Annotated in this window: 25 protein-coding genes; 15 read left to right on the plus strand and 10 right to left on the minus strand. The window is 59.7% G+C overall.

Annotated features, from left to right (window positions below; all coding sequences use genetic code 11):
* Nucleotides 1-148 precede the first annotated feature (148 nt).
* The 6 genes from AAEZ10_RS22030 (at nucleotide 149) to trpE (ending at nucleotide 6,824) form a co-directional block, all read left to right on the plus strand.
* Nucleotides 149-1,396, plus strand: a complete 1,248-nt coding sequence (locus AAEZ10_RS22030) for an ABC transporter permease (RefSeq protein WP_016772908.1) — start codon at nucleotides 149-151, stop codon at nucleotides 1,394-1,396.
* Between the two features lie 11 nt (nucleotides 1,397-1,407).
* Nucleotides 1,408-2,232, plus strand: coding sequence for an ABC transporter permease (locus AAEZ10_RS22035; protein ID WP_122748123.1), 825 nt, complete (start codon nucleotides 1,408-1,410; stop codon nucleotides 2,230-2,232).
* Nucleotides 2,233-2,519: 287 nt separating this feature from the next.
* Entirely contained in the window at nucleotides 2,520-3,668 is a 1,149-nt protein-coding gene (locus tag AAEZ10_RS22040) for an iron-containing alcohol dehydrogenase (protein ID WP_016772910.1), read from the plus strand.
* A 114-nt stretch (nucleotides 3,669-3,782) separates the two neighbouring features.
* Complete coding sequence (rpe, locus tag AAEZ10_RS22045) at nucleotides 3,783-4,457, plus strand: ribulose-phosphate 3-epimerase (RefSeq protein WP_007918813.1); 675 nt, start codon at nucleotides 3,783-3,785, stop codon at nucleotides 4,455-4,457.
* Nucleotides 4,454-5,272, plus strand: coding sequence for a phosphoglycolate phosphatase (locus AAEZ10_RS22050; RefSeq protein WP_110646329.1), 819 nt, complete (start codon nucleotides 4,454-4,456; stop codon nucleotides 5,270-5,272). The genes rpe and AAEZ10_RS22050 overlap by 4 nt, the downstream gene beginning before the upstream one ends.
* A 70-nt stretch (nucleotides 5,273-5,342) precedes the next feature.
* The gene (gene trpE, locus AAEZ10_RS22055; protein WP_110646330.1) at nucleotides 5,343-6,824 is read left to right on the plus strand and encodes an anthranilate synthase component I; all 1,482 of its coding nucleotides are present in this window, start codon (nucleotides 5,343-5,345) and stop codon (nucleotides 6,822-6,824) included.
* Nucleotides 6,825-6,998: 174 nt separating this feature from the next.
* Here trpE and estP read toward each other — a convergent pair whose 3' ends face one another.
* Nucleotides 6,999-8,906, minus strand: coding sequence for an esterase EstP (gene estP, locus AAEZ10_RS22060; protein WP_350570997.1), 1,908 nt, complete (start codon nucleotides 8,904-8,906; stop codon nucleotides 6,999-7,001).
* Between the two features lie 407 nt (nucleotides 8,907-9,313).
* On the opposite strand from estP, the gene AAEZ10_RS22065 reads away from it, so the two are divergent.
* From AAEZ10_RS22065 to AAEZ10_RS22080, 4 genes are all read left to right on the plus strand, one after another.
* On the plus strand, nucleotides 9,314-9,907 hold the full coding sequence (locus AAEZ10_RS22065; RefSeq protein ID WP_042610431.1) for an aminodeoxychorismate/anthranilate synthase component II: 594 nt from the start codon (nucleotides 9,314-9,316) through the stop codon (nucleotides 9,905-9,907).
* Nucleotides 9,908-9,916: 9 nt separating this feature from the next.
* On the plus strand, nucleotides 9,917-10,966 hold the full coding sequence (gene trpD / locus AAEZ10_RS22070) for an anthranilate phosphoribosyltransferase (protein ID WP_041476682.1): 1,050 nt from the start codon (nucleotides 9,917-9,919) through the stop codon (nucleotides 10,964-10,966).
* The gene (gene trpC, locus AAEZ10_RS22075) at nucleotides 10,963-11,802 is read left to right on the plus strand and encodes an indole-3-glycerol phosphate synthase TrpC (RefSeq protein ID WP_073476588.1); all 840 of its coding nucleotides are present in this window, start codon (nucleotides 10,963-10,965) and stop codon (nucleotides 11,800-11,802) included. The genes trpD and trpC overlap by 4 nt, the downstream gene beginning before the upstream one ends.
* Before the next feature lie 127 nt (nucleotides 11,803-11,929).
* On the plus strand, nucleotides 11,930-12,628 hold the full coding sequence (locus AAEZ10_RS22080) for a lipoate--protein ligase family protein (protein WP_350571000.1): 699 nt from the start codon (nucleotides 11,930-11,932) through the stop codon (nucleotides 12,626-12,628).
* On the opposite strand, the gene crp is transcribed toward AAEZ10_RS22080, so the two are convergent.
* A complete protein-coding gene (crp, locus tag AAEZ10_RS22085; RefSeq protein WP_016772920.1) occupies nucleotides 12,625-13,269 on the minus strand; it encodes a cAMP-activated global transcriptional regulator CRP in 645 nt (214 codons plus the stop codon). The two genes, AAEZ10_RS22080 and crp, sit on opposite strands and share 4 nt — an antisense overlap.
* A 235-nt stretch (nucleotides 13,270-13,504) precedes the next feature.
* Here crp and AAEZ10_RS22090 point away from each other — a divergent pair, with 235 nt between their 5' ends.
* Both AAEZ10_RS22090 and speD read left to right on the plus strand, forming a co-directional pair.
* On the plus strand, nucleotides 13,505-13,927 hold the full coding sequence (locus AAEZ10_RS22090; RefSeq protein ID WP_016772921.1) for an OsmC family protein: 423 nt from the start codon (nucleotides 13,505-13,507) through the stop codon (nucleotides 13,925-13,927).
* A gap of 237 nt (nucleotides 13,928-14,164) precedes the next feature.
* A complete protein-coding gene (gene speD, locus AAEZ10_RS22095) occupies nucleotides 14,165-14,959 on the plus strand; it encodes an adenosylmethionine decarboxylase (RefSeq protein ID WP_024014530.1) in 795 nt (264 codons plus the stop codon).
* A gap of 111 nt (nucleotides 14,960-15,070) precedes the next feature.
* Here speD and coq7 read toward each other — a convergent pair whose 3' ends face one another.
* The 6 genes from coq7 to hemJ form a co-directional block, all read right to left on the minus strand.
* Nucleotides 15,071-15,718, minus strand: coding sequence for a 2-polyprenyl-3-methyl-6-methoxy-1,4-benzoquinone monooxygenase (gene coq7, locus AAEZ10_RS22100; protein WP_350571003.1), 648 nt, complete (start codon nucleotides 15,716-15,718; stop codon nucleotides 15,071-15,073).
* 133 nt (nucleotides 15,719-15,851) lie between these two features.
* Nucleotides 15,852-16,190 carry a histidine triad nucleotide-binding protein gene (locus AAEZ10_RS22105; RefSeq protein WP_110603586.1) on the minus strand — a complete coding sequence of 113 codons (339 nt, stop codon included), beginning with the start codon at nucleotides 16,188-16,190 and terminating at the stop codon, nucleotides 15,852-15,854.
* 56 nt (nucleotides 16,191-16,246) lie between these two features.
* Nucleotides 16,247-17,035: an SDR family NAD(P)-dependent oxidoreductase gene (locus tag AAEZ10_RS22110; protein ID WP_110646335.1), complete on the minus strand. Its 789-nt coding sequence runs from the start codon at nucleotides 17,033-17,035 to the stop codon at nucleotides 16,247-16,249.
* A gap of 61 nt (nucleotides 17,036-17,096) precedes the next feature.
* On the minus strand, nucleotides 17,097-18,044 hold the full coding sequence (locus AAEZ10_RS22115) for a DUF805 domain-containing protein (protein WP_339100973.1): 948 nt from the start codon (nucleotides 18,042-18,044) through the stop codon (nucleotides 17,097-17,099).
* Nucleotides 18,045-18,110: 66 nt separating this feature from the next.
* Nucleotides 18,111-19,079, minus strand: coding sequence for an NAD(P)H-dependent flavin oxidoreductase (locus AAEZ10_RS22120; RefSeq protein WP_073476596.1), 969 nt, complete (start codon nucleotides 19,077-19,079; stop codon nucleotides 18,111-18,113).
* A 33-nt stretch (nucleotides 19,080-19,112) separates the two neighbouring features.
* Nucleotides 19,113-19,541: a protoporphyrinogen oxidase HemJ gene (gene hemJ, locus AAEZ10_RS22125; RefSeq protein ID WP_071173754.1), complete on the minus strand. Its 429-nt coding sequence runs from the start codon at nucleotides 19,539-19,541 to the stop codon at nucleotides 19,113-19,115.
* 134 nt (nucleotides 19,542-19,675) lie between these two features.
* Here hemJ and argC point away from each other — a divergent pair, with 134 nt between their 5' ends.
* Nucleotides 19,676-20,710 carry an N-acetyl-gamma-glutamyl-phosphate reductase gene (gene argC, locus AAEZ10_RS22130; protein WP_350571007.1) on the plus strand — a complete coding sequence of 345 codons (1,035 nt, stop codon included), beginning with the start codon at nucleotides 19,676-19,678 and terminating at the stop codon, nucleotides 20,708-20,710.
* A gap of 147 nt (nucleotides 20,711-20,857) precedes the next feature.
* Entirely contained in the window at nucleotides 20,858-21,208 is a 351-nt protein-coding gene (gene erpA, locus AAEZ10_RS22135; RefSeq protein WP_007918905.1) for an iron-sulfur cluster insertion protein ErpA, read from the plus strand.
* Between the two features lie 69 nt (nucleotides 21,209-21,277).
* Here erpA and AAEZ10_RS22140 read toward each other — a convergent pair whose 3' ends face one another.
* Nucleotides 21,278-22,369, minus strand: coding sequence for an anhydro-N-acetylmuramic acid kinase (locus AAEZ10_RS22140; protein WP_350571009.1), 1,092 nt, complete (start codon nucleotides 22,367-22,369; stop codon nucleotides 21,278-21,280).
* Nucleotides 22,370-22,372: 3 nt separating this feature from the next.
* Complete coding sequence (locus AAEZ10_RS22145) at nucleotides 22,373-23,797, minus strand: peptidoglycan DD-metalloendopeptidase family protein (RefSeq protein WP_350571013.1); 1,425 nt, start codon at nucleotides 23,795-23,797, stop codon at nucleotides 22,373-22,375.
* A 212-nt stretch (nucleotides 23,798-24,009) separates the two neighbouring features.
* Here AAEZ10_RS22145 and tyrS point away from each other — a divergent pair, with 212 nt between their 5' ends.
* On the plus strand, nucleotides 24,010-25,209 hold the full coding sequence (tyrS, locus tag AAEZ10_RS22150) for a tyrosine--tRNA ligase (RefSeq protein WP_350571015.1): 1,200 nt from the start codon (nucleotides 24,010-24,012) through the stop codon (nucleotides 25,207-25,209).
* Nucleotides 25,210-25,311 lie beyond the last annotated feature (102 nt).

Here is a 25,311-nt window from a genome sequence, read left to right on the forward strand (position 1 = left end):
TGGGAATGCCGCCCGGGACGCTCCGCGTCCCTGTGTGACGCAGAGCGTCACTGGAATTCATTCCCACGCAGAGCGTGGGAACGATCACTGGCAAAAGTTCGAGGTGGTTCGCCACCTCTGTAACGATCAAAGATTTGCGGAGTACGTCATGGCCATCGCCGTTCCCCTGAACGAGGGCGCCAGCCCCACCTTGAAGCAGAAGCTCAAGCACGCCGAGCGGGTCAACCGCTGGAAGGCCCAGGCACTGATTGCGCCGCTGGTGCTGTTTCTGCTGCTGGTGTTTCTGGTGCCGATCGTGGCGCTTCTCTATAAAAGCGTCGGCAACCCGGAAGTGGTTGGCGGCATGCCGCGCACTGTCACCGCCATCGCCAGTTGGGACGGTCGTGGTCTGCCGGCCGAGCCGGTGTACAAGGCTGCCAGTGAAGACCTCGCCGAAGCCCGCAAAAACCAGACGCTGGGCGATCTGTCCAAGCGCTTGAACATGGAGTTGGCCGGCTACCGCAGCCTGCTGACCAAAACCGCCCGCGCGCTGCCGTTCGCCAGCGAACCGGCCTCTTATAAAGAAGCGCTGGAAGCGCTCGACGAACGCTGGGGCGATCCGGCTTATTGGCAAGCGGTGAAACGCAACACCAGCAGCATCACTCCGTATTACCTGCTGGCGGCGGTCGATCACCGCATCGATGACCTCGGCGAACTGGCTCCAGCCACCCCGGATCAGGCGATCTACCTCGACATCTTCGCTCGCACGTTCTGGATGGGCCTGGTCATCACCGTGATCTGCTTGCTGCTCGCCTATCCACTGGCCTACCTGCTGGCCAATCTGCCATCGCGGCAGAGCAACCTGCTGATGATTCTGGTGTTGCTACCGTTCTGGACCTCGATTCTGGTGCGGGTCGCCGCCTGGATCGTGCTGCTGCAATCCGGCGGTCTGATCAACAGTGCGCTGTTGGCCATGGGCATCATCGATAAACCGCTGGAACTGGTGTTCAACCGCACCGGCGTGTACATCTCGATGGTGCACATCCTGCTGCCGTTCATGATTCTGCCGATCTACAGCGTGATGAAAGGCATCTCGCCAACCTACATGCGTGCCGCAATTTCCCTCGGTTGCCATCCGTTCGCCAGCTTTTGGCGGGTGTACTTCCCGCAGACCTACGCGGGTGTCGGCGCCGGCTGCCTGTTGGTGTTCATCCTCGCCATCGGCTACTACATCACCCCGGCGCTGCTCGGCAGCCCGAACGACCAAATGGTCAGCTACTTCGTCGCCTTCTACACCAACACCAGCATCAACTGGGGCATGGCCACCGCGCTCGGCGGGCTGCTGTTGCTGGCGACCGTGGTGCTTTATCTGATCTACAGCTGGCTGGTCGGCGCCAGTCGCCTGCGCCTGAGCTAAGGGGAATTGCGATGCTGAGTCCTTACATGTCGCCCATCGAACGGGTGTGGTTCTACAGCCTGCGGATCCTCTGCGGCTTGATCCTGTTGTTCCTGATCCTGCCGGTACTGGTGATCATTCCGCTGTCGTTCAACTCGGGGAGTTTCCTGGTCTATCCACTGCAGGGTTTCTCGCTGCAGTGGTACCACGACTTCTTCGCCTCGGCGGAATGGATGCGCGCGCTGAAGAACAGCATCATCGTCGCCCCGGCGGCAACGGTGCTGGCGATGATCTTCGGCACGCTGGCGGCGATCGGACTGACCCGTGGCGACTTCCCTGGCAAGTCACTGGTGATGGCGCTGGTGATTTCGCCGATGGTGGTGCCGGTGGTGATCATCGGCGTGGCGAGTTATCTGTTCTTCGCGCCGCTGGGGCTGGGCAACAGCTTCTTCTCGCTGATCGTCGTGCATGCGGTATTGGGTGTGCCGTTTGTGATCATCACCGTGTCGGCGACATTGCAGGGTTTTAATCACAACCTGGTGCGTGCTGCTGCGAGTCTCGGTGCATCGCCGCTGACTGCATTCCGCCGGGTCACCTTGCCGCTGATTGCGCCGGGAGTGATTTCCGGGGCGCTGTTTGCCTTTGCCACTTCTTTCGATGAAGTGGTGGTGACGCTGTTCCTTGCCGGGCCTGAGCAGGCTACATTGCCTCGGCAGATGTTCAGCGGCATTCGCGAAAACCTCAGTCCGACGATTGCGGCTGCGGCGACGTTGCTGATTGCCTTCTCCGTCATCCTGCTGCTGACGCTGGAATGGTTGCGGGGGCGCAGCGAGAAGCTGCGTACTGCCCAGATCTAAAATCAAGATCAAAAGCTTACCCCCTCACCCCAGCCCTCTCCCCGAGGGGGCGAGGGGGAAGGGAGCAGATCTTCGTGGCTTTCGCGGCCGAAGTTCGACTCGGTAATTCAGGTCGATGTATTTCGAGAGTACAACCCGGTCAGTCCCCTCTCCCTCCGGGAGAGGGTTAGGGTGAGGGGCTCTTGATCTTCCTATCCGATCAACCATTCACACCCTGAATAGCAGACAACCCCAAATCCCCAGCTAATCTTGTGCCCAGCTCCCACATCTATAAGAGGCTGCGCACCATGAGTCTGTCCCAGTTCAAAATCGCTCACAAACTGATCACCGGCGCCGCAGCCATCGAACAACTGGCCGCCGAACTCACCCGCCTCGACATCGACAACCCGTTGATCGTCACCGACGCCGCGCTGGTCAAATCCGGCACCGTCGAGCTGGCGCTGGTGCAACTCGGCGGGCGCGAGTACGAGATTTTCGACCGTGTGCTGCCCGATCCGGAAATCGCCATCGTCGAAGACTGCATGCGCGCCTATCGCGAAGGCGGGCATGACGGTTTGATCGGCCTCGGGGGCGGCAGCGCCATCGATATTGCCAAAAGTGTCGCCGCCTACGCCGGATATCACGGCGCACTGGAAGATCTGTTCGGCGTCGATCAGGTGCCGCGCAAGGGCCCGCCGCTGATCGCCATTCCGACCACCGCCGGCACTGGTTCTGAAGTCACCAACGTGGCAATCCTCTCGGACAAGGTCGCGCAGTTGAAGAAAGGCATCGTCAGCGACTATCTGCTGCCGGACGTGGCGCTGGTCAGTCCGCAAATGACCCTGACCTGTCCGCGCAGCGTCACCGCCGCCAGTGGTGTCGATGCACTGGTGCACGCCATCGAATCCTACCTGTCGGTGAATGCCTCGCCGATCACCGACTCCCTCGCCATAGGCGCAATCAAGTTGATCGCCAGCGCTCTGCCCAAGGCCTACGCCAACGGCGCCAATCTGCAAGCGCGCGAAGACATGGCCACCGCCAGCCTCATGGCCGGTATGGCGTTCGGTAACGCCGGGGTCGGTGCGGTGCATGCGTTGGCGTATCCGCTGGGCGGGCGCTTCAACATTGCCCACGGCGTCAGCAACGCCTTGCTGCTGCCCTATGTGATGACCTGGAACAAAATGGCCTGCGTCGAACGCATGCAGGATATTGCCGAAGCCATGGGCGTGAAGACCGCTCATCTGAGCGCCAGCGAAGCTGCGGACAAAGCCGTGCAGGCCATGACTGACCTGTGCGCGGCGGTGGAAATCCCTGCCGGGCTGCGCAGTTTCGGCGTACCTGAGGAAGCTATTCCGGCGATGGCGGTGGAGGCCGCCGGCATCGAGCGCTTGATGCGCAACAACCCGCGCAAACTCAGCGCCGGCGATATCGAGAAGATCTACCGCGCGGCTTACTGAGGCGCGATCGCTGAAGGCTCATGGCACAACCCAATCATCGCGGTCCCGGTGCGCGCGTGGAAACTTGAGGTATACAATGCGCGCCATCGTGATTTAGCTCAGCACAGGTGCGTCATGCAGCCCTTCGTAATTGCTCCGTCGATCCTCTCCGCCGACTTCGCCCGCCTCGGCGAGGAAGTGGACAACGTTCTCGCCGCCGGCGCCGATTTCGTCCACTTCGATGTCATGGACAACCACTACGTACCGAACCTGACGATCGGTCCGATGGTCTGCGCGGCGCTGCGCAAGTACGGCGTCACCGCGCCGATCGACGCGCACCTGATGGTCAGCCCGGTGGACCGCATCGTCGGCGACTTCATTGAAGCCGGCGCGACATACATCACCTTCCACCCGGAAGCCACTTTGCACGTCGATCGCTCGCTGCAGCTGATCCGAGAAGGCGGCTGCAAGTCCGGTCTGGTGTTCAATCCGGCGACTCCGCTGGACGTGCTCAAGTACGTGATCGACAAGGTCGACATGGTTCTGCTGATGAGCGTCAACCCGGGCTTCGGCGGGCAGAAGTTCATTCCCGGCACCCTCGACAAATTGCGTGAAGCGCGGGCGATCATCGACGCTTCCGGTCGCGACATCCGCCTGGAAATCGACGGCGGCGTCAACGTCAACAACATCCGCGAAATTGCCGCTGCTGGTGCTGACACCTTCGTCGCCGGCTCGGCCATTTTCAACGCGCCGAACTATCAGGAAGTCATCGACAAGATGCGTTCCGAACTGGCACTGGCACGCCCATGAGCGGTTTTGAGCAGTTGTTCCCGGGGCAACTGCCACGGTTGGTGATGTTCGATCTGGATGGCACGCTGATCGATTCGGTTCCCGACCTGGCAGCGGCGGTGGACACCATGCTGCTCTCCCTCGGCCGTCCGCCGGCGGGTATCGAAGCGGTGCGCGAATGGGTCGGCAATGGCGCGCCGGTGCTGGTGCGTCGGGCCTTGGCGGGTGGCATCGATCACGCGGCAGTGGACGACGCTGAAGCCGAGCGCGCACTGGAGATTTTCATGGAGGCGTACGGCGCCAGCCATGAACTGACTGTGGTCTATCCCGGTGTGCGCGACACGCTCAAGTGGCTGCACAAGCAAGGCGTGGCCATGGCGTTGATCACCAACAAGCCGGAGCGCTTCGTCGCGCCTCTGCTCGATCAGATGAAGATCGGGCGCTACTTCAAGTGGATCATCGGCGGCGATACCCTGCCCCAGAAGAAGCCTGACCCGGCGGCGCTGTTTTTCGTAATGAAAATGGCCAACATTCCGGCCTCGCAATCGTTGTTCGTCGGCGACTCGCGCAGTGATGTGCAGGCCGCGAAAGCAGCGGGGGTCAAGTGTGTGGCGCTGAGTTACGGCTACAACCATGGCCGGCCGATTGCCGAGGAATCGCCGGCTCTGGTGATCGACGATTTGCGCAAACTAATTCCCGGTTGCCTGGATCTGGCCGGTGGGATAACGTTGCCCGACGCTGTTCAACCCCCTTCTGGAAACGCCATCGTGGTGGTCACCCGCAAACTCTGGATGAAAGTCATCAAGGCCCTGGCCCGTTGGCGTTGGCGCGCCTGACTGATTCTGGCCGGCCCTGCCGGCGCGTTTGCATACCTGACTGATTGCACCTCACACCACGAGGCACCTTATGAATCGCGAAGAATTCCTGCGTCTGGCCGCTGATGGCTATAACCGCATCCCGTTGGCCTGCGAAACCCTGGCCGACTTCGACACGCCGCTGTCGATCTACCTGAAACTGGCCGACCAGCCCAACTCCTACCTGCTCGAATCGGTGCAGGGCGGCGAGAAATGGGGCCGTTATTCGATCATCGGCCTGCCGTGCCGCACCGTGCTGCGGGTTCATGACCATCACGTCAGCATCACCGTGGATGGCGTCGAGACCGAAAGCCACGAGGTTGAAGACCCGCTGGCGTTCGTCGAAACCTTCAAGGCGCGCTACAACGTGCCGACCATCGCCGGCCTGCCGCGCTTCAACGGTGGACTGGTCGGTTACTTCGGTTACGACTGTGTGCGCTATGTCGAGAAGCGTCTGGGCAAATGCCCGAACCCGGATCCGCTGGGCGTGCCGGACATTCTGCTGATGGTTTCCGACGCCGTTGTGGTGTTCGACAACCTGGCCGGCAAGATGCATGCGATCGTCCTCGCCAACCCTGCGCAGACCGATGCTTTCGAGCAAGGCCAGGCGCGGTTGCAGGAACTGCTCGAGCAACTGCGTCAGCCGATCACCCCGCGTCGTGGCCTGGATTTCAGCAAACAGCAATCGGCCGATCCGGTGTTTCGTTCCAGTTTCACCCAGGACGATTACGAAAAAGCCGTCGACACCATCAAGGAATATATCCTCGCCGGCGACTGCATGCAGGTGGTGCCGTCGCAGCGCATGTCGATCGACTTCAAGGCTGCGCCGATCGATCTGTACCGCGCGCTGCGTTGCTTCAACCCGACGCCGTATATGTACTTCTTCAACTTCGGCGATTTCCACGTCGTCGGCAGCTCGCCGGAAGTGCTGGTGCGCGTCGAAGACAACCTGATCACCGTGCGCCCGATCGCCGGCACGCGCCCACGCGGCGCCACGGAAGAAGCCGATGTGGCGCTGGAACAGGACCTGCTCTCGGATGACAAGGAGATCGCCGAGCACTTGATGCTGATCGATCTGGGCCGCAACGATACCGGGCGAGTCTCGGAAATCGGCTCGGTGAAGCTCACCGAGAAAATGGTCATCGAGCGTTATTCCAATGTTATGCACATCGTCTCCAACGTCACCGGCCAGTTGAAGTCCGGCCTGACCGCGATGGACGCACTGCGGGCAATTCTGCCGGCGGGTACTTTGTCCGGCGCGCCGAAGATTCGCGCGATGGAAATCATCGACGAGCTGGAGCCGGTCAAGCGTGGCGTGTACGGCGGTGCGGTCGGTTACTTCGCCTGGAACGGCAACATGGACACCGCCATTGCCATTCGCACGGCGGTGATCAAGAACGGCGAGCTGCACGTGCAGGCCGGCGGCGGCATCGTCGCCGACTCGGTGCCGGCGCTGGAATGGGAAGAAACCCTGAACAAACGCCGCGCGATGTTCCGCGCCGTGGCGTTGGCCGAGCAGACCCCGGACGCCTGAGACACGCAATTTCCCATGTGGGAGCGAGCCTGCTCGCGAAGAGGGTGTGTCAGTCACCGTTGATGTTGACTGACCCAGCGCCTTCGCGAGCAGGCTCGCTCCCACATTGGGTTTTGTGTTGAGGCATAAAAAAAAGCGGCGCCCTGACAGGCGCCGCTTTTTTGCATCTACGACTCAGAAATCCAGCACAACCCCGACATTCAGGCCCTGCTGCTTGAAGTCATCATCCTTGCGGAACGTATACCCCCCACGCAGCGCCAGATCCGCCGTCAGCTTGTGACTGACACCCAGGCTCAAGCGGTTCAGGTGACTTGCCGGTGTGTAGCCTTCAAGGGTGAAGTCATTGGCCGGCAGGGTATTGAGGGCGATGTTGACCTTCTGCACGTCATCTTCGTACTCACGCTCGTGAGCGTATTCGCCATACACCTGGGTTTGCGCGGTGAAGTTGTACTTGCCCTGGATGCCGAGGCCCAAGCGTTTCGAATCGCGGCTCTGGTCATCGAAGGTCAGCGCGGTGGCGCGGTTGCTCTTTTCCGAGTAACCGTCGACATCGACACTGGCGTAATCGGCGCTGACAAACGGCGACAGATGCCATTGGCTGCCCGGTTGCGCAATGTCATAGCCCAGGCGCGTGCTGAACGCCCACAGGCTGCCGTCGGTATCGCCTTTCTCCGCACCCTCGCTGGCGCCGAGGTCGAACTTGCGCTTGAGGTTGTCGTAGTCGAGTTTGCCGCCGGTCAGCGCCGCGTCGGCCCACCAGCGGTTCTGCTGGAACTGGGCGAACGCGGTGGCCATGTAGCTGTTGAGTTTGTAGTCGGAATCATTGTGCCCAGCCTCGAGATTCTGTCGGTACAAACCGGCCGCCACGCCCACGCGCCAAGCCTCGTTCAAGCGATAGCTGCCGCCGACGTTGAGGTTGTAACCGCTGCCATCGGCACTGGCGCCGCTGCTTTGGCTGTCGACATCCAGATGCTGTCCGCCGGTCGAGACAATCGCGCGCCATTGGCCGACCGCTTGCCAGTTCTCCCAGTCTGCCTGCCATTGGTTGCGCAATTCATCCTGATGCGCACGCACGGTGCCGTGGGCCATTTCAGGTAGCAGGCTCAATTCCCACGGTGCAGCCAACAGCGAATAGGCGTAATCGGCGATCAGTTTTTGCCCGGATTCGGTCGGGTGTACGCCATCGTTGTAGATCAGTTTGGTCGGATCCGGCGTGGCGCTGTTGATCCCGTAGCGGGCGTTTTCCGTGCAGTTATTGCCACTGAAGCAGGTGGCGGTGAGGTTCTGGTCGGTAGCCAGGCCAAAGCGCCCCGGGTCGGCGAAGACTTCCGAGAGCAGCACCGGAATGTTCAAAGGAATCACTTCGGCGTCGATGCCTTGCAGGCGCGTCACCAACTGACTGTTGAACTGGTTGGCGAGGGTGCTGCTGAACGCTTGCAGCGGCGTGCCGTTCAGAGCAGGTGTCAGGCCCACGTCGGGCAGCAGCCAGACCATCACGTATTTGGCGCCAGCGGTCTGCAGGGTCTGCACGCTGTCGGCCAGTCGATCGGCTGCGGCGTTGGCCTGGGGCAGGCTGAGAATGCGGCCCTGGAGGAAGTCGTTGCCGCCACCGGAAATGTAATACAGTGCGTTCGGGTCGGCGCGGAAGCCGTTCGACGGCAGGTATCCGGCGCGGGTGCGTTCACCGGTGGCCGATTGGGTGGTGATCGAGTCGAGAATCTGGTCGGTGCGATAGCCACCGACCGCCCAGTTGTTGCCGTCAGGCTGGCCGTTTTCCGCGCGCACTGCGGAGCTGGAAGAGGCTGTCTGGTCGGGCGAAAAGCCCAGGCGGCCGCCGAGCAACTGGGTGGAATTCAATGAAAAAACTTCGCCGCTGCCATCCTGATACACCGGCCCGGTGCGGTTGGTGTAACGCTCGGTGGAGCCCGCCGGGCCGCCGGTGTCGGCGAAGGTGCCGGCATCGTTGAGGCTGTCGCCGAACACAATGAAACTGGAATAAGGATTGGGCGCTGCATTGGCCTGAGCGCAAGCGAGTGCGAGCAAGCAGCTGGCCAGCGGTACAAACAACGTCTGTCTGATCATGAGCAAGTCCGTTTATTTATTGTTGTAGGTGAACGAAACGACAGTACCAAAAACGTTCGGCGTTTTGCCATCGGTCGTGAATCCCTCTGCCGTTTTATAACCCGCAGGCCCCGCCATATTGCGTGCTCCGCCCAGCTAAGTTACTGTGCCGGAACGTATGAACGAGACCTTCCCCGTGTTGATCACCAGCAAACTTCTGGATCAAGTCATCAAGGCACACGCCCGCTGGCGTTGGCGCGCCTGAATCTTCTCTGCCGGCTCCGCCGGATCTGTATCGCTTTGCCTTCCTTGTCTGTTTGAAATGCCGCTGTGCTGGCGCCCTGTGCGCGTCCGACATCGCGCAGCCACCCGCGGGCAAGTCATCTGAAGGCTGTCATCAAGTCAGAATTCAAGAGGTTCGAAACGCCATGTTGCTGATGATCGACAACTACGACTCCTTTACCTACAACGTTGTGCAATACCTCGGCGAGCTGGGTGCCGAGGTCAAAGTGGTGCGCAACGACGAACTGACCATCGCCGAAATCGAAGCGCTGAATCCCGAGCGCATCGTGGTTTCCCCCGGGCCGTGCACGCCTACCGAGGCGGGCGTTTCCATCGACGCGATCAAGCACTTCGCCGGCAAACTGCCGATCCTCGGCGTCTGCCTCGGCCACCAGTCCATCGGCCAGGCCTTCGGCGGTGATGTGGTGCGTGCCCGCCAAGTCATGCACGGTAAGACTAGCCCGGTATTCCACGAGGACAAGGGCGTGTTCGCCGGCCTCAATCATCCGCTCACCGTTACCCGTTACCACTCGCTGATCGTCAAGCACGAAAGCCTGCCCGATTGCCTCGAGCTGACCGCATGGACCCAGCACGACGACGGCTCGGTCGACGAGATCATGGGCTTGCGTCACAAGACCCTGAACATCGAGGGTGTACAGTTCCACCCCGAGTCGATCCTCACCGAGCAGGGTCATGAACTGTTTGCCAATTTCCTCAAACAAACCGGCGGCACGCGCTAAGGACTTCCCATGAATATCAAGACAGCCCTCAGCCGTATCGTCGAACACCTCGACCTCAGCACCGATGAAATGCGCGATGTGATGCGCGAGATCATGACCGGCCAGTGCACCGAAGCGCAGATCGGCGCGTTCATGATGGCCATGCGCATGAAGAGCGAGAGCATCGACGAAATCGTCGGCGCGGTGTCGGTGATGCGCGAGCTGGCCGATCAGGTCGAGCTGAAAACCCTCGACGGCGTCGTCGATGTGGTAGGCACCGGCGGTGACGGTGCGAATATCTTCAACGTATCGACCGCGTCTTCCTTTGTTGTCGCAGCCGCCGGTTGCACCGTCGCCAAGCACGGCAACCGCGCGGTGTCCGGCAAGAGCGGCAGTGCCGATCTGCTGGAAGCTGCCGGCATTTATCTGAACCTGACCCCGGTGCAGGTCGCGCGCTGCATCGACAACGTCGGCATCGGTTTCATGTTCGCCCAGACTCACCACAAAGCGATGAAGTACGCCGCCGGCCCGCGCCGCGAACTCGGCCTGCGCACGCTGTTCAACATGCTCGGCCCGCTTACGAATCCGGCCGGTGTGAAGCATCAGGTGGTCGGCGTGTTCACTCAGGCGCTGTGCCGGCCATTGGCCGAGGTCTTGCAGCGACTGGGCAGCAAACACGTGCTGGTCGTGCATTCGAAGGACGGTCTGGATGAATTCAGCCTCGCCGCGCCGACCTTTGTCGCTGAATTGAAAAACAACGAAATCACTGAGTATTGGGTCGAACCGGAAGACCTCGGCATGAAGAGCCAGAGCCTGCACGGTCTTTCGGTTGAAGGCCCGGAAGCGTCGCTGGCGCTGATCCGCGATGCCCTCGGCAAGCGCAAAACCGAAAACGGCCAGAAAGCTGCCGAGATGATTGTGCTCAATGCCGGTGCGGCGCTGTACGCCGCCGACCTGGCAAGCAGTCTGAAACAAGGTGTGGAGCTGGCGCACGACGCGCTGCACACCGGCCTCGCTCGGGAAAAGCTCGAGGAGCTGGGTGCCTTTACCGCGGTATTCAAAGTGGAGAATGAAGGATGAGTGTACCGACGGTTCTGGAAAACATTCTGGCGCGCAAGGTTGAGGAAGTCGCCGAGCGCAGCGCCCGGGTCAGCCTGAGCGAGCTGGAAAGTCTGGCCAAGGCGGCCGATGCACCCCGTGGTTTTGCCCAGGCGTTGCTGGCGCAAGCGAAGAAGAAACAACCGGCCGTGATTGCCGAAATCAAGAAGGCTTCACCAAGCAAAGGCGTGATCCGCGAAGACTTCGTGCCGGCCGACATCGCCAAGAGCTACGAAAAGGGTGGGGCCACCTGTCTGTCGGTGCTGACCGATATCGACTACTTCCAGGGCGCCGATGCCTATCTGCAACAGGCGCGCGCCGCCTGCAAGCTGCCGGTGATCCGCAAGGACTTCATGATCGATCCGTACCAGATCGTTGAAGCCCGCGCGCTGGGCGCCGATTGCGTGCTGCTCATCGTCTCCGCACTGGACGACGTTAAAATGGCCGAGCTGGCCGCCGTGGCCAAAGGCGTCGGTCTCGACGTGTTGGTGGAAGTGCACGACGGTGACGAGCTGGAGCGCGCGCTGAAGACGCTCGACACGCCGCTGGTCGGGGTCAACAACCGCAACCTGCACACATTCGACGTCAGTCTGGAAACCACCCTCGACCTGCTGCCGCGCATCCCGCGCGATCGCCTGGTGATCACCGAGAGCGGCATCCTCAATCGGGCCGACGTCGAGCTGATGGAAATCAGCGATGTGTACTCGTTCCTGGTCGGCGAAGCGTTCATGCGCGCGGAAAATCCGGGGATTGAATTGCAGCGCCTGTTCTTTCCGGAGCGTGGTGGTCCAGTAGTGAGCGGTTCTACCCTCGACTGACCGAGTCGACCTGATTCGCGAGCAGGCTCGCTCCCACATTTGGAATGCATTTCCCCCTGTGGGAGCGAGCCTGCTCGCGAAGGGGCCTTCGAATCCGCTAAAGAGACTCAACTTGCCGGAGCTCACCATGTCGCTGCCAACCCCGCTGACCATCGAATCCGGCCTGCAAGCCGAACAGGACTTGCTGGCCTCGGTCTGCTCTGGCGACGCCGAATTTGGCCTGCTGTTCTGGCAACCCAGCGACCGCGCGCTAGTCATGCCGCGCCGCCTCAACCGTCTCCCGCAATTCGACCACGCCTGCGAAGTCTCCGCTGCCGCTGGCTGGCCGGTGCTGTTGCGTGAAACCGGTGGTGAGCCCGTCCCGCAATCCGCTGCGACCATCAACATTGCCTTGGTGTATGCCCCGCCTCGCAGCGAAGGCGATCTGAACCGCATCGAAACCGGCTACCGCCGCCTGTGCGATCCGATCTGTCAGTTGCTGGATGAATTGGGTGGCACCTCGTCGGTCGGGGAAATCGACGGCGCATTCTGTGATGGACGTTTCAACGTCAATCTCGACGGTCGCAAGATGGTCGGCACCGCCCAGCGCTGGCGCCAGAGCCAGGGCGGCCAGCGTCCGGTGGGCTTGGTGCACGGTGCGATGCTGATGGATGACGAGCGCGAAGCGATGGTTGCTGCGGTCAATCGCTTCAATGAAGCCTGCGGCCTGGAGCAGCGGGTGAGGGCGCAAAGCCACATCGCCCTGCATGAGAAATTCAACGCGCCACAGGCGTTGGCGCGTCTCGATGAATTGTTTCGTTTGATGCTGGCGCAGATTTACGTCTAGCGCGTGCCGAAGACCACCATGGTCTTGCCCTTCACGTCGACCAGATTGCGTTCTTCCAGATCCTTGAGCACGCGGCCGACCATTTCTCGCGAACAACCGACAATCCGACCGATTTCCTGACGGGTGACTTTGATCTGCATGCCGTCCGGGTGGGTCATGGCGTCCGGCTGTTTGCACAGCTCCAGCAGGCAGCGGGCGACGCGGCCGGTGACGTCAAAAAATGCCAGGTCGCCGACTTTGCGCGTGGTGTTGCGCAGGCGTTGTGCGATTTGTCCGCTGAGGGCGTAAAGAATGTCTGGATCCTGCTGCGATAACTCGCGGAACTTGGCGTAACTGATTTCCGCAGTTTCGCATTCGACCTTGGCCCGCACCCAGGCGCTGCGTTCCTGCTCCTGACCTGCCTGCTCGAACAGACCCAGTTCGCCGAAGAAATCCCCGGCGTTGAGGTAGGCGATGATCATCTCGCGGCCATCGTCATCTTCGATGAGGATGGTGACCGAACCCTTGATGATGAAGTACAGCGTGTCCGAGCGATCCCCGGCGCAGATTATATTGCTCTTGGCCGCATGACGCCGGCGCTGGCAATGCATCAACAGCTTGTCGATGTTCTTGATTTTGGGTGTGGGGGTAATAGCAACCATGGTTGTATCCCGAAAAGACTGCACGGTGATGTTTGAGTTTTTATGAGGCGCTGAAGGCGGTCGCTACAGGGCTGACGAATTGGCGCCAGCGAATTGGCGCCAGCTTACCAGACACTTCGTCGAGAATTCGAGAAATTACCTACAGTCAAAAAGCATCCGTCCTAGGACGTCGTTCCTGTCGGGACAAAGCGCTGTGCTAAGCTGGCGACCCTTTTTTTACAGTGGAGTCTGGGCGATGAAGGCACGCATCCAATGGGCTGGCGAAGCCATGTTCCTCGGCGAATCCGGCAGCGGTCATGTCGTGGTGATGGACGGCCCGCCAGATGCCGGTGGCCGTAACCTCGGGGTTCGCCCGATGGAAATGCTCTTGCTGGGTGTCGGCGGTTGCAGCAACTTCGACGTGGTCAGCATCCTGAAGAAGTCGCGCCAGGCCGTTGAAAGCTGCGAAGCCTTTCTCGACGCCGAGCGTGCGACTGAAGATCCGAAGGTGTTTACCAAGATCCACATGCACTTCGTGGTCAAGGGCCGGGGCTTGAAAGAAGCTCAGGTCAAGCGCGCCATCGAACTGTCGGCCGAGAAATATTGCTCGGCGTCGATCATGCTCGGCGCGGCTGGCGTGGCAATCACCCACGATTATGAAATCGTTGAACTCGGCTGAACCGACATTCAACTATCATAAAAGCAGTGCAGACTCTGGCGATCCCCCGCTGACGTCTGCATAATGCGCCACTTTTTTCAGGGCAGTGATCGGTCAGCCGACAGGTCATCCGCCTGAACAGATAACCAAAATCGCCATCGCGAAGAGGTGTTAACCGTCCTACGCAGGTGCGTTGTTCGCACTTGACGGGCATGCTTGATCACGCGGCCGCGCCGCATACATAGAGAGTTTTTAACGGTGAAAAGCAAACTCAAGCTCCACGGGTTCAATAACCTGACAAAGACCTTGAGCTTCAACATCTATGACATCTGCTACGCGGAGACCCCGCAAGACCAGCAGGCTTACGTTGAGTACATCAATCAAGAGTACAACGCGAAACGCCTGACGCAGATTCTCACAGAAGTTGTCGAGATCATTGGTGCCAACATCCTGAACATCGCCAGTCAGGACTATGAACCCCAGGGCGCCAGCGTCACGATTCTGATTTCGGAAGAGCCGGTGACCCCGACTGACAGCCAGATCGAAGAATCGCCGGGCCCGTTGCCCGAAATCATTCTGGCCCACCTCGACAAGAGCCACATCACGGTGCACACCTATCCGGAAATCCATCCGGACGACGGTATTGCGACCTTCCGTGTGGATATCGACGTGTCGACTTGTGGTGTCATTTCACCGCTCAAAGCGCTCAACTTCCTCATTCACCAGTTCGATTCGGACATCGTGACCGTGGATTACCGTGTGCGCGGCTTCACCCGTGACGTTGAAGGCAACAAACACTTCATCGACCACGAGATCAACTCGATCCAGAACTACCTTTCCGAAGACACTCGCGACGCGTACCAGATGACCGACGTGAACGTGTACCAGGAAAACCTGTTCCACACCAAAATGCTGCTGAAGAACTTCGAACTGGATAACTACCTGTTCGGCGACGCCACCAGCAACCTCTCGCCCGAGCAGCGTGCTCAGGTGACCGACCGTGTGAAACACGAAATGCTGGAAATCTTCTACGCGCGCAACATGCCGACCTAAGATTCCCGGACACAAAAAAGGCGACCTCCTGGTCGCCTTTTTCATGCCTCACACAAAACCCCTGTGGGAGCTGGCTTGCCAGCGATAGGGCAATGTCGGGCGATACATATCTCAGATCCGATACGTACTCTTGGTCATCACCTTGGCCAACAAGCTCATCCCGAACTTGACCGGCGCCGGAAAACGAAATCCGCCCGCATCCAACGCACTTTCCGCATGGTGTTCTTCATCGATGCGCATCTGCTCAAGAATTGCCCGGGACTTTTCGTCCTCGGCCGGCAATTGCTCCAGATGTTCGCTCAAGTGCTTGCAGACCTGATGCTCGGTCGCCGCTACGAAACCAAGGCTGACCTTGTCGCTGATCAGCCCGGCAACCGCGCCGATACCGAACGACATGCCGTAAAACAGTGGATTCAGCACGCTGGTGTGGCTGCCCAACTGATGGATGCGCTGTTCACACCAGACCAGATGATCGATCTCTTCTTCAGCCGCGTGCTCCATGGCTGCGCGTACCTGCGGCAACTTGGCGGTCAGCGCCTGTCCCTGATACAGCGCTTGGGCGCAGACTTCGCCGGTATGGTTGATGCGCATCAGACCGGCGACATGGCGGGTGTCTTCATCGCTCATTTGCGTATCCGGCTGCAGAATCGCTGGCGACGGGCGGTACGGCTGGCCACTGAAGGGCAACAGGGTGCGCATCGCGGCATCGGCTTGCAGCAGCAGACGGTCTATGGGCGAGTAGTGACGTTGGGTAGTCATGCTGACCTCCGGGAAGAATCTCGGCGGCCAGTTTAACCGAATCGGCCGTCGAGGGTTTGCGCTGGGTCATTGGCCGCTGATTTTGCTCTTTGTGGGAGCGAGCAGGCTCGCTCCCACAGTTGGTTGTCGCCAATCAGCCCGGCGGCCAGTTCATCTGGCGCTGCCCCAGCACGTGCATATGGATGTGATAGACAGTCTGCCCGCCAAGTTCATTGCAGTTCATCACCACGCGGAAGCCCTCTTCGCAACCCAGTTCCAGCGCCAGACGCTGCGCGGTGAACAGGATGTGCCCGGCCAGCGCCTTGTCGTCTTCGGTCAGGTCGTTGAGCGTGCGCACCGGTTTTTTCGGGATCACCAGAAAGTGCACCGGAGCCTGTGGGGCGATGTCGTGGAAGGCCAGAACCTGGTCGTCCTCGTAAATGATCCTGGCCGGGATTTCCCGGTTGATGATCTTGGTGAACAGAGTATCCACTGCTGTTTCTCCGTTGAGTTGGGCTGAATCGAGTGTACCGCTTCGAAGTCGTCTTCCTAGCGGGGGCAGTAAGCTTTGTTGATCATGCCGACGATGGTGCGATTGAGCCAGCGCGAACCCAGTCGCGGCAGGAACGCCAGCCAGCGGTTGCGCCGTCCCGGAATGATGATGGCGCGGTTTTTATCCATTGCGCGTACGGCATGCAGTGCCACTTCTTCCGGACTCATCAGCGAGTGGCTGCTTTCGATCTTTTCGCTACTCATGTGTGCGGTACGGAAGAACGGTGTCCGCGTCGGGCCGGGGCACAGCACCGAAACTTTCACGCCGCTTTGTTTGAGCTCCACGCGCAAGGCTTCGGAAAAATGCAGCACATAGGCTTTGCTGGCGTAGTACGTGCTCATCCATGGGCCGGGGCTGTACGCAGCCACCGAGGCGACATTGAGGATCTGCCCGCCACCCAGCAGTGCCATGCTGTTACCCAGCGCATGGCAGAGGCGTGTGAGGGCGAGGATATTGACCTCGATGAGGTCCTGCTCGGTCATCCAGTCTTGCGCGAGGAATGGCCCGCAGGTGCCGATGCCTGCGCAATTGACCAGCAGATCGATCTGCCGGTCGCCTTCTTCCAGCTCCAGCAAAAAGCCCGACAGGCGCAACGGTTCGCCGAGATCGCAGGCACGAAACAATACTTCGACATCGAAACGCTGGGTCAGCTCGATGGCGATACTTTCCAGCTGATCACGCTGTCGTGCCACCAGAATCAGGCTGCGGCCGCGCCGGGCCAGCGCTTCGGCCATGGCCAGGCCGATGCCGCTGGAAGCGCCAGTGATCAGAGCGTAACGGGTCATGCAGTTCTCCATCGCAACAGCTCCGCGCCGGCGACGCGGTTGTCGCGGCAGGGAGCGCTGTTCATTCTTGCGCAGAGTCTACAGGGGCCTGCGCCGGTTCGGCTGCCTCGTCGGCGGAAATCACTGGCGGTTCGACGACCTCAACTTCGTCGGTGGTCACCGAGCCGCTGTCATAGCTGCTCTCCAGATTGCTTTCATATTCTTCCTGCACAGCCGAGAAGCCGCCAAGAAGGCCTCCGGCAAAAATCAGTGCGAAGAATACGATCCACAACGAGCACAGCACTTTGACCGCCGTGCTGTTCGGTGGCGGTGGCGGCCCATAGCGGTTGGCGCCGGTATTGCCGGGCACAACCATCATCACCAGCGGGAAAAAACTGCCCACGAACGGCACCAGATTCAACAGCCACAGCCAGCCCGACCAGCCGATATCGTGCAGGCGCTGAACGCTGAACAGAATGCTGACGATCATGAAGCCAATGAACAGGAAGACCGCCAGAATGCCGCCGAGGATCAGGCCGGTGGTTGAATCGCCGCTGACCAGGCCTAAGGCAATCAAGGCAAACACACCGACGATGGGCAAGGTCACCAGGCTCAAGACCATGGTCCAGGCCAGAAAACGCAGGCGACCGATCCGGCCTTCGACGCTGAATGGCTTGAGCGTGGCGAATGGCGGCAGAGCTTCACCGACATTGGCGCGCGGTGGGGCGTAAGGCGAGTCGGGTTCGGCCACTGTTGCAGGGTTGTCGTGGACGTCCGCGAGATTCAGTTCGATGGCGGTTTCCGCTTCGATCCGAGCATCGATCCCGGTTTTGTTCAACGCCTGCAGATACGTCTGCGCATCGCTGTGAGACAAATCACGTTTGAGAGCGACGGTGCGGCCATTGAACAGGCGCTCGATGGCGGCCACATCGCTTTTGAACAGATCCGCCAGATTCAGTTTGGCGGTGGTGAGGTCGACGCCGGGCTGTAGCGCGCCGTCGAAGACGATCTTGTAACGGGTGTCGCTCATGGCCGAGGCATCCTTGTCGCGATTCATTTGGCAGCCAGTCTGATCAGGACTGGCCAGATATGTTTTTCAGCGCGGCCAGCGTTGTGGCAACTGTGCAGCGCGCGCTTGGGCCTGACGATATTCAGCGTCGAGCCGCGCGATCAACTGATCCACGCTTGGCAGATCGCCAATCTGGCCAACACCCTGACCCGCCGACCACACGGTCTTCCAGGCTTTGGCTTCATCGTTGATCGGCTTTAGCTTGTCGCCGAAATTGACCTCGCCCTTGCCTTGCAGTGCCGCCATGTCGAAACCGGCCGCCTCCAGGCTCTGGCGCATGAAACTGGCCGGCACTCCCGACACCGCTGGAGTATGAATGATGTCGGCAGCCTTGGCTGTCAGCAGCATTTCTTTATAAGCGTCAGGCGCGTGACTTTCGGTGGTGCCGATAAATCGCGTACCGAAGTAGGCCAAATCCGCGCCGAGCAACTGTGCGGCGAGAATCTCATGGCCGTGGTTCAAACATCCTGCAAGCAACAGCGTCTTGTCGAAAAACTCACGGATCTCGGCAATCAGCGCAAACGGACTCCAGGTGCCGGCGTGCCCGCCGGCGCCGGCCGCGACGGCAATCAGCCCGTCGACACCGGCTTCAGCGGCTTTCTCGGCATGGCGCCGCGTGGTCACGTCGTGAAACACCAGACCGCCGTAGCTGTGCACCGCGTCGACCAGTTCCTTCACCGCGCCGAGGCTGGTGATAACGATCGGCACCTTATGCTCGACGCAAATGTCCAGATCCGCCTGAAGGCGCGGGTTGCTGTGGTGAACAATCAGGTTCACCGCATAAGGGGCCGGATTATCCAGCGTCGCCAGGCCCGCTTCGATCTGTTCCAGCCAGGCCTTGAACCCACTGCTTTCGCGTTGGTTCAGAGCCGGAAAGCTGCCGACCACGCCGTTGCGGCAGCAGGCGAGCACCAGTTCCGGATTGGAGATCAGAAACATCGGCGCCGCCACGACGGGCAGACGCAGACGTTGTTCGAGCAGAGCGGGCAGCGACATTGAGAACACCCCGAGGATCTGTATTGGTTGAAGTTAGAACGGCTTGACCACGACCAGAATTACGATAGCCAGCAATATCAGAACCGGCACTTCATTGAACCAGCGATAAAAGACATGGCTGCGGGTGTTTTCGCCACGGGCAAAGCGTTTTACCTGCGCGCCGCACATGTGGTGGTAGCCGATCAGCAATACGACCAGAGTCAGTTTTGCGTGAATCCAGCCGCCTTGGCTGAAGATTGATGGATTAAGGTAGATCAGCCAGCCACCGAAGATCAGCGTGGCGATCATCGCCGGGCCCATGATGCCGCGATACAGCTTGCGCTCCATGACGCTGAAGCGTTCCTGGCTGATCGTGTCGGTGCTTTGCGCGTGGTAAACGAACAGGCGCGGCAAGTAAAACAGCCCGGCAAACCAGCAGACGACGCTGACAATGTGAAACGCTTTGAGCCATAGATAGAGCATTTTTGGTTATTCCCTCATTCACGGTAGCCAGATAGTAGAGGCTTGAGCGTCCGCGCGTCACCTTGGCGGTTGTCGCAGGCGCGCGCGGCCCCTATTATCGACGGCTTTCCAGTGGGTTCGTTGAGGGCAGGTTTATGGTCAAGGTCGGTATCGTCGGCGGCACGGGTTACACCGGTGTCGAACTGCTGCGTCTGTTGGCACAGCATCCGCAGGCAGAAGTGGTCGTCATCACTTCCCGATCCGAGGCCGGTCTGGCCGTGGCTGACATGTACCCGAACCTGCGCGGTCACTATGACGGGCTGGCGTTCAGCGTGCCGGACGTGAAAACCCTTGGCGCCTGCGATGTGGTTTTCTTCGCCACGCCACACGGCGTGGCTCACGCCTTGGCAGGCGAGCTGCTGGCGGCGGGCACCAAGGTCATCGACCTGTCCGCTGACTTCCGTCTGCAAGATGCTGATGAATGGGCCAAGTGGTACGGCCAGCCACACGGCGCACCGCAATTGCTGGACGAAGCGGTCTATGGTCTGCCGGAAGTCAATCGCGAGCAGATCAAGAAAGCGCGCCTGATCGCGGTGCCGGGTTGCTATCCGACCGCTACGCAATTGGGTTTCCTGCCGTTGCTGGAAGCAGGTCTGGCCGACGCATCGCGTTTGATCGCCGACTGCAAATCCGGTGTCAGTGGTGCCGGGCGTGGTGCGGCTGTTGGTTCTTTGTACTCCGAGACGTCGGAAAGCATGAAGGCCTATGCGGTAAAAGGTCATCGTCATCTGCCGGAAATTCGCCAGGGCCTGCGTCGCGCGGCGGGCAAGGATGTCGACCTGACCTTCGTCCCGCACCTGACGCCGATGATTCGCGGTATTCACTCCACGCTCTACGCGACAGTAGCGGATCGCTCGGTTGATCTGCAGGCACTGTTCGAAAAGCGCTATGCCAACGAACCGTTCGTCGATGTCATGCCAGCCGGCAGCCACCCGGAAACCCGTAGCGTGCGCGGCGCCAACGTCTGCCGCATCGCCGTGCATCGTCCACAGGATGGCGATCTGGTGGTCGTGCTCTCGGTGATCGACAATCTGGTCAAGGGCGCCTCGGGCCAGGCGGTGCAGAACATGAACATTCTGTTCGGACTGGACGAGCGCTTCGGCCTGTCACACGCCGGCATGCTGCCGTAACGTTAGCCGCAACCTATAAGCCGCAAGCTTGAAGCTCACCGCTTGAAGCTTGCCGCTGCTCCTCTAATAGTTGACCAATTTTCTAGGAGAAGCGGATAATGCGCGTCATCACGCATTATGGCGGCGTAACGCCGGGAGATAGTCAGCATGAGCGTCGAATCCTTCACCCCCACGGCTTTGCAATTCACTCAAGGTGCTGCGCACAAGGTGAAGAGCCTGGTCGATGAAGAGGGGAATGATCGCTTGAAGCTGCGCGTATTTGTTACGGGCGGCGGTTGTTCAGGGTTTCAATACGGTTTCACCTTCGATGAGGACGTGGCCGATGACGACACCATCGTCGAGCGCGAAGGCGTGAGCCTGGTGGTCGATCCGATGAGCTTCCAGTACCTGGCCGGTGCCGAGGTGGATTATCAGGAAGGTCTGGAAGGTTCGCGCTTCGTGATCAAGAACCCGAATGCTACAACGACTTGTGGTTGCGGTTCGTCGTTTTCGATCTGATCGCGCTTCACCGCACACAACAAAACGCCGCAGAGCCTTTCGGTTCTGCGGCGTTTTTGTATCTGAAGTTTAGGCCGGGTAGATGGCGCCGAGTACGCGCAGGCCGCGAGCGCCGGTGACGCTTGGTCGATTGGCGGCGATGCCTTCGAGGCAGCAGTGCGCAAGCCAGGCGAAGGCCATGGCTTCCACCCAGTCAGGGTCAACGCCGTGAGTTGCGGTGCTGGCGACTTGGGTATTTGGCAGCAGATCCGCCAGACGTCTCATCAGCGTGGCGTTGTGCGCGCCGCCGCCACAAACCAGCAGTTCCTGAGTGTCCGATTGAGCGCTTTGTAGCGACTCGATGATGGTCAGCGCCGTCAGTTCGAGCAGCGTGGCCTGAACGTCTTCGGCTGCGAAAGTCGGCAGACGCGATAGATGCTGTTCCAGCCATGGCAGATTGAAGACTTCGCGGCCGGTACTTTTCGGGCCTTTGGTGACGAAGAACGGGTCGCTCAGCAGTGCCGTGAGCAGGGCTGGTTCAACCTTGCCGGTCGCAGCCCATTTGCCGTCCCGGTCATAGCTTTCGCCACGTTGCCGGTGAATCCAGGCGTCCATCAGAACATTTCCCGGGCCGCAGTCGAAACCGGCTACAGGTTTGTTCGGCTCAATCAGGCTGAGATTGCTGAATCCGCCGACATTCAAGACTGCCTGGTTACCAGTACGCTCTTCAAACAACGCTTCGTGAAAGGCTGGCACCAGAGGCGCACCTTGGCCACCCGCTGCGACATCGCGACTGCGGAAATCGCTGACGACGGTAATACCGGTCAACTCAGTCAGCAGGGCTGGATTACCGATCTGCACGGTAAACCCGCGCGCCGGCTCATGGCGAATGGTCTGACCGTGGCTACCGATGGCACGGATGGCATCGGGCTTGAGTTGTTGTTGCGCGAGTAGGCTGTGAATGCCCAACGCGGCAAGTTCGACCCAGTGTTGCTGGGCAATCGCCGAGCGGGCGATCTCGTCGGGGCCGCTGGCGCACAAGCCAAGCAGCTCGGCGCGCAGGGAGTCAGGCATTGGCAGGTAGTGGGTGGCGATCAGTTTGATCGCCGAGGTCTGCTCGATCAGGGCGATGTCCAGCCCGTCGAGACTGGTTCCGGACATCACACCGATATACAGGGTCATGGCTTAGCGCTTGCTCGAAGCCAGCATGGTGGCCTTCTCTTGATCCATGCGCGCCATCAGTGGCTGGCTCTGCGCGAGGAAGCGCGCGCGTTCGGACTTGGCGATCGGATCGGCCATTGGCAGCTTCTGGCCCAGCGGATCGACGTGAACGCCGTTGACCTGGAACTCATAGTGCAAATGCGGGCCGGTGGAAAGGCCAGTTGTACCGATATAGCCAATGACTTGACCTTGCTTGACGCTGCCACCGGTTTTCACGCCTTTGGCAAAGCCCTGCATATGGCCGTAGAGCGTACGGTAAGTGTTGCCGTGCTGAATGATCACAGTGTTGCCGTAGCCACCGCGACGGCCGGCCAGCAGGACTTTGCCGTCACCGGCAGCCTTGATCGGCGTGCCTCGCGGCGCTGCGTAGTCGACACCTTTGTGCGCGCGGATCTTGTTGAGGATCGGGTGCTTGCGGCCCATGGAGAACTTCGAGCTGATGCGGGCGAAGTCAACCGGCGTACGGATGAAGGCCTTGCGCATGCTGTTGCCATCGGCAGTGTAATAGCTGCTGTTGCCTTGTTTGTTGGTGTAGCGAACAGCGGTGTAAGTCTTCCCGCGGTTGGTGAAGCGCGCCGACAGGATCGGGCCGGTGCCGACAGCCTTGCCGTTGATGACTTTCTGCTCGTAGATCACATCGAATTCATCACCCTGACGAATGTCCTGCGCGAAATCGATGTCGTAGCCAAAGACGCTGGCCATATCCATGGTCATGCTGTGAGAAAGGCCGGCGCGGGCTGCGGACTGTGACAGTGAGCTGTTGATGACACCGTGGACGTAGGCAGTGCGAACAGTTGGCTTGGCAGTCACGCGGTTGAACGAATAACCCCTGTCATTCTTGGTCAGGGTGATGGTTTCAACGTCGCTGACCTTGCTGTGCAGGCTGGTCAGGTGGCCTTCCGGGCTGAGTTCGAATTCGAGTTTCTGACCGCGCTTGAGTTGGCTGAACTGCTTGGCTTGCTTGTCGCTTGCCAGTATTTCGTGCACGGAGGCTGCCGGTAGGCCGACTTTTTCAAACAGGGTAGACAGCGTATCGCCTTTGGAAACCACGACCTCACGGTGCCCAGGCTCTTTTGGTTTCTCAGCAGGCGCTACAGGTGCTGGCGCGGTTTCAGCGGTTTGCGCGGTGTTTTCGTCGCTGTTTTCGATTTGTGCGAACGGCGAAGCTGCGGGCTCGTTTGTGGCTTGAGCCGCATCAGCAGCGTCTTGATCTTGTGTCAGTTGTTCAGCAGGACTTTCCAGTTCAAGACTCAGAGTCGTCTTTTTGGCTTCAACATCGCTGGAAGGAAATACCAGCAGCGCCAGGCTGAGAAGGGCGGCGATTCCACTTGCGGCGAGCAGGTGGGTCTTCGGGTAAAGCGGGGGCGCTTTAGACGGTTCTGTGGTCATAGGTAATTTTTGACTTTGAAATAGATGAATTGGAAAAGATGAATGACATGATGAAGATGAAATAACTGTATAAAATATAACCAAATCATCGCTGAAGCAAGTCTACAGACCTCGGGTCTGTGGATTGGTGTCCGTGCGCCGGGCAAAACTTGTAATTGGTGCGCGTTCTTGTATGGTTGGTTCCCTTTGAATCTGAGCCTTGCGGGTCTGTTATGAAGTCGGTTGAAGAGCAGCTAGCGCTGATTAAACGTGGTGCGGAAGAACTGTTGGTCGAGTCCGAGCTGGTCGAAAAGCTCAAGCGCGGCCAGCCGCTGCGTATCAAGGCTGGTTTCGACCCTACCGCTCCGGATCTGCATCTTGGTCATACCGTGCTTATTAATAAGCTGCGTCAGTTCCAGGAGCTGGGGCACCAGGTGATCTTCCTTATAGGTGACTTCACCGGGATGATCGGTGATCCGAGTGGCAAGAGCGCCACGCGTCCGCCACTGACGCGTGAGCAGGTTCTGGAAAATGCCGAGACCTACAAGACTCAGGTTTTCAAAATCCTTGATCCGGCGAAAACCGAAGTTGCCTTCAACTCCACCTGGATGGACAAGATGAGGCCGGCGGATTTCATTCGCCTGACTTCGCAATACACCGTCGCTCGCATGCTCGAGCGCGATGACTTCGACAAGCGCTATACCACCAACCAGCCGATCGCTATTCACGAGTTCCTCTATCCGCTGGTTCAGGGTTATGACTCGGTCGCGCTGCGCGCCGATGTCGAGCTGGGCGGTACCGATCAGAAATTCAACTTGCTGATGGGGCGTGAGCTGCAGCGTGGTTATGGCCAGGAAGCCCAGTGCATTCTGACCATGCCATTGCTGGAAGGTCTGGATGGTGTGAAGAAGATGTCCAAGTCGCTGGGCAACTATGTCGGTATCCAGGAAGCGCCGGGCGTCATGTACAGCAAGCTGGTCTCCATCCCGGATGCGCTGATGTGGCGTTACTTCGAGTTGCTCAGCTTCCGTTCGATGGATGAAATCAACGCATTCCGGGCTGACGTCGAAGCTGGGGCGAATCCGCGTGACATCAAAATCAAACTCGCTGAAGAGATCGTTGCGCGTTTCCATGGTGAAGAGGCTGCGGCGAACGCTCACCGAGGCGCTGGCAACCGCATGAAGGATGGCGAACTTCCAGATGACTTGCCTGAGATCGAGCTGTCTTCGGTTGAGGATATGCCAATCGCTGCCGTCCTTAATAAGGCAGGCTTGGTGAAGAACTCAGCGGCGGCGCGAGATCTGTTGGCGGCTGGCGGGGTGCGTGTCGATGGTGAGGTGGTTGATCGCTCCTTTATATATGTACTGGGCACGACTCACGTTTGCCAGGCCGGCAAGAAAGCTTTTGCACGTATTACGCTGAAATCTGAATAAAGTTGAAATTGGGGGTTGACGGCGAATTCCAGAGGTCTATAATTCGCCCCACTTCCGGCGCAGTCGAAACGGAAAACTCCTTGAGATTCAAAGAGTTACGCA

This window comes from Pseudomonas sp. H26/SER47-MNA-CIBAN-0231 (assembly GCF_040310465.1).
In the GTDB taxonomy this organism is placed as follows: Bacteria; Pseudomonadota; Gammaproteobacteria; order Pseudomonadales; family Pseudomonadaceae; genus Aquipseudomonas; species Aquipseudomonas atacamensis.

Excerpts from the sequence above, each read along its gene's own strand:
- AAEZ10_RS22030 (WP_016772908.1), top strand. The coding sequence starts at position 149 with ATGGCCATCGCCGTTCCCCTGAACGAGGGCGCCAGCCCCACCTTGAAG.
- AAEZ10_RS22035 (WP_122748123.1), top strand. The coding sequence starts at position 1,408 with ATGCTGAGTCCTTACATGTCGCCCATCGAACGGGTGTGGTTCTACAGC.
- AAEZ10_RS22040 (WP_016772910.1), top strand. The coding sequence starts at position 2,520 with ATGAGTCTGTCCCAGTTCAAAATCGCTCACAAACTGATCACCGGCGCC.
- rpe (WP_007918813.1), top strand. The coding sequence starts at position 3,783 with ATGCAGCCCTTCGTAATTGCTCCGTCGATCCTCTCCGCCGACTTCGCC.
- AAEZ10_RS22050 (WP_110646329.1), top strand. The coding sequence starts at position 4,454 with ATGAGCGGTTTTGAGCAGTTGTTCCCGGGGCAACTGCCACGGTTGGTG.
- trpE (WP_110646330.1), top strand. The coding sequence starts at position 5,343 with ATGAATCGCGAAGAATTCCTGCGTCTGGCCGCTGATGGCTATAACCGC.
- estP (WP_350570997.1), bottom strand. The coding sequence starts at position 8,906 with ATGATCAGACAGACGTTGTTTGTACCGCTGGCCAGCTGCTTGCTCGCA.
- AAEZ10_RS22065 (WP_042610431.1), top strand. The coding sequence starts at position 9,314 with ATGTTGCTGATGATCGACAACTACGACTCCTTTACCTACAACGTTGTG.
- trpD (WP_041476682.1), top strand. The coding sequence starts at position 9,917 with ATGAATATCAAGACAGCCCTCAGCCGTATCGTCGAACACCTCGACCTC.
- trpC (WP_073476588.1), top strand. The coding sequence starts at position 10,963 with ATGAGTGTACCGACGGTTCTGGAAAACATTCTGGCGCGCAAGGTTGAG.
- AAEZ10_RS22080 (WP_350571000.1), top strand. The coding sequence starts at position 11,930 with ATGTCGCTGCCAACCCCGCTGACCATCGAATCCGGCCTGCAAGCCGAA.
- crp (WP_016772920.1), bottom strand. The coding sequence starts at position 13,269 with ATGGTTGCTATTACCCCCACACCCAAAATCAAGAACATCGACAAGCTG.
- AAEZ10_RS22090 (WP_016772921.1), top strand. The coding sequence starts at position 13,505 with ATGAAGGCACGCATCCAATGGGCTGGCGAAGCCATGTTCCTCGGCGAA.
- coq7 (WP_350571003.1), bottom strand. The coding sequence starts at position 15,718 with ATGACTACCCAACGTCACTACTCGCCCATAGACCGTCTGCTGCTGCAA.
- AAEZ10_RS22110 (WP_110646335.1), bottom strand. The coding sequence starts at position 17,035 with ATGACCCGTTACGCTCTGATCACTGGCGCTTCCAGCGGCATCGGCCTG.
- AAEZ10_RS22115 (WP_339100973.1), bottom strand. The coding sequence starts at position 18,044 with ATGAGCGACACCCGTTACAAGATCGTCTTCGACGGCGCGCTACAGCCC.
- AAEZ10_RS22120 (WP_073476596.1), bottom strand. The coding sequence starts at position 19,079 with ATGTCGCTGCCCGCTCTGCTCGAACAACGTCTGCGTCTGCCCGTCGTG.
- hemJ (WP_071173754.1), bottom strand. The coding sequence starts at position 19,541 with ATGCTCTATCTATGGCTCAAAGCGTTTCACATTGTCAGCGTCGTCTGC.
- argC (WP_350571007.1), top strand. The coding sequence starts at position 19,676 with ATGGTCAAGGTCGGTATCGTCGGCGGCACGGGTTACACCGGTGTCGAA.
- erpA (WP_007918905.1), top strand. The coding sequence starts at position 20,858 with ATGAGCGTCGAATCCTTCACCCCCACGGCTTTGCAATTCACTCAAGGT.
- AAEZ10_RS22140 (WP_350571009.1), bottom strand. The coding sequence starts at position 22,369 with ATGACCCTGTATATCGGTGTGATGTCCGGAACCAGTCTCGACGGGCTG.
- AAEZ10_RS22145 (WP_350571013.1), bottom strand. The coding sequence starts at position 23,797 with ATGACCACAGAACCGTCTAAAGCGCCCCCGCTTTACCCGAAGACCCAC.
- tyrS (WP_350571015.1), top strand. The coding sequence starts at position 24,010 with ATGAAGTCGGTTGAAGAGCAGCTAGCGCTGATTAAACGTGGTGCGGAA.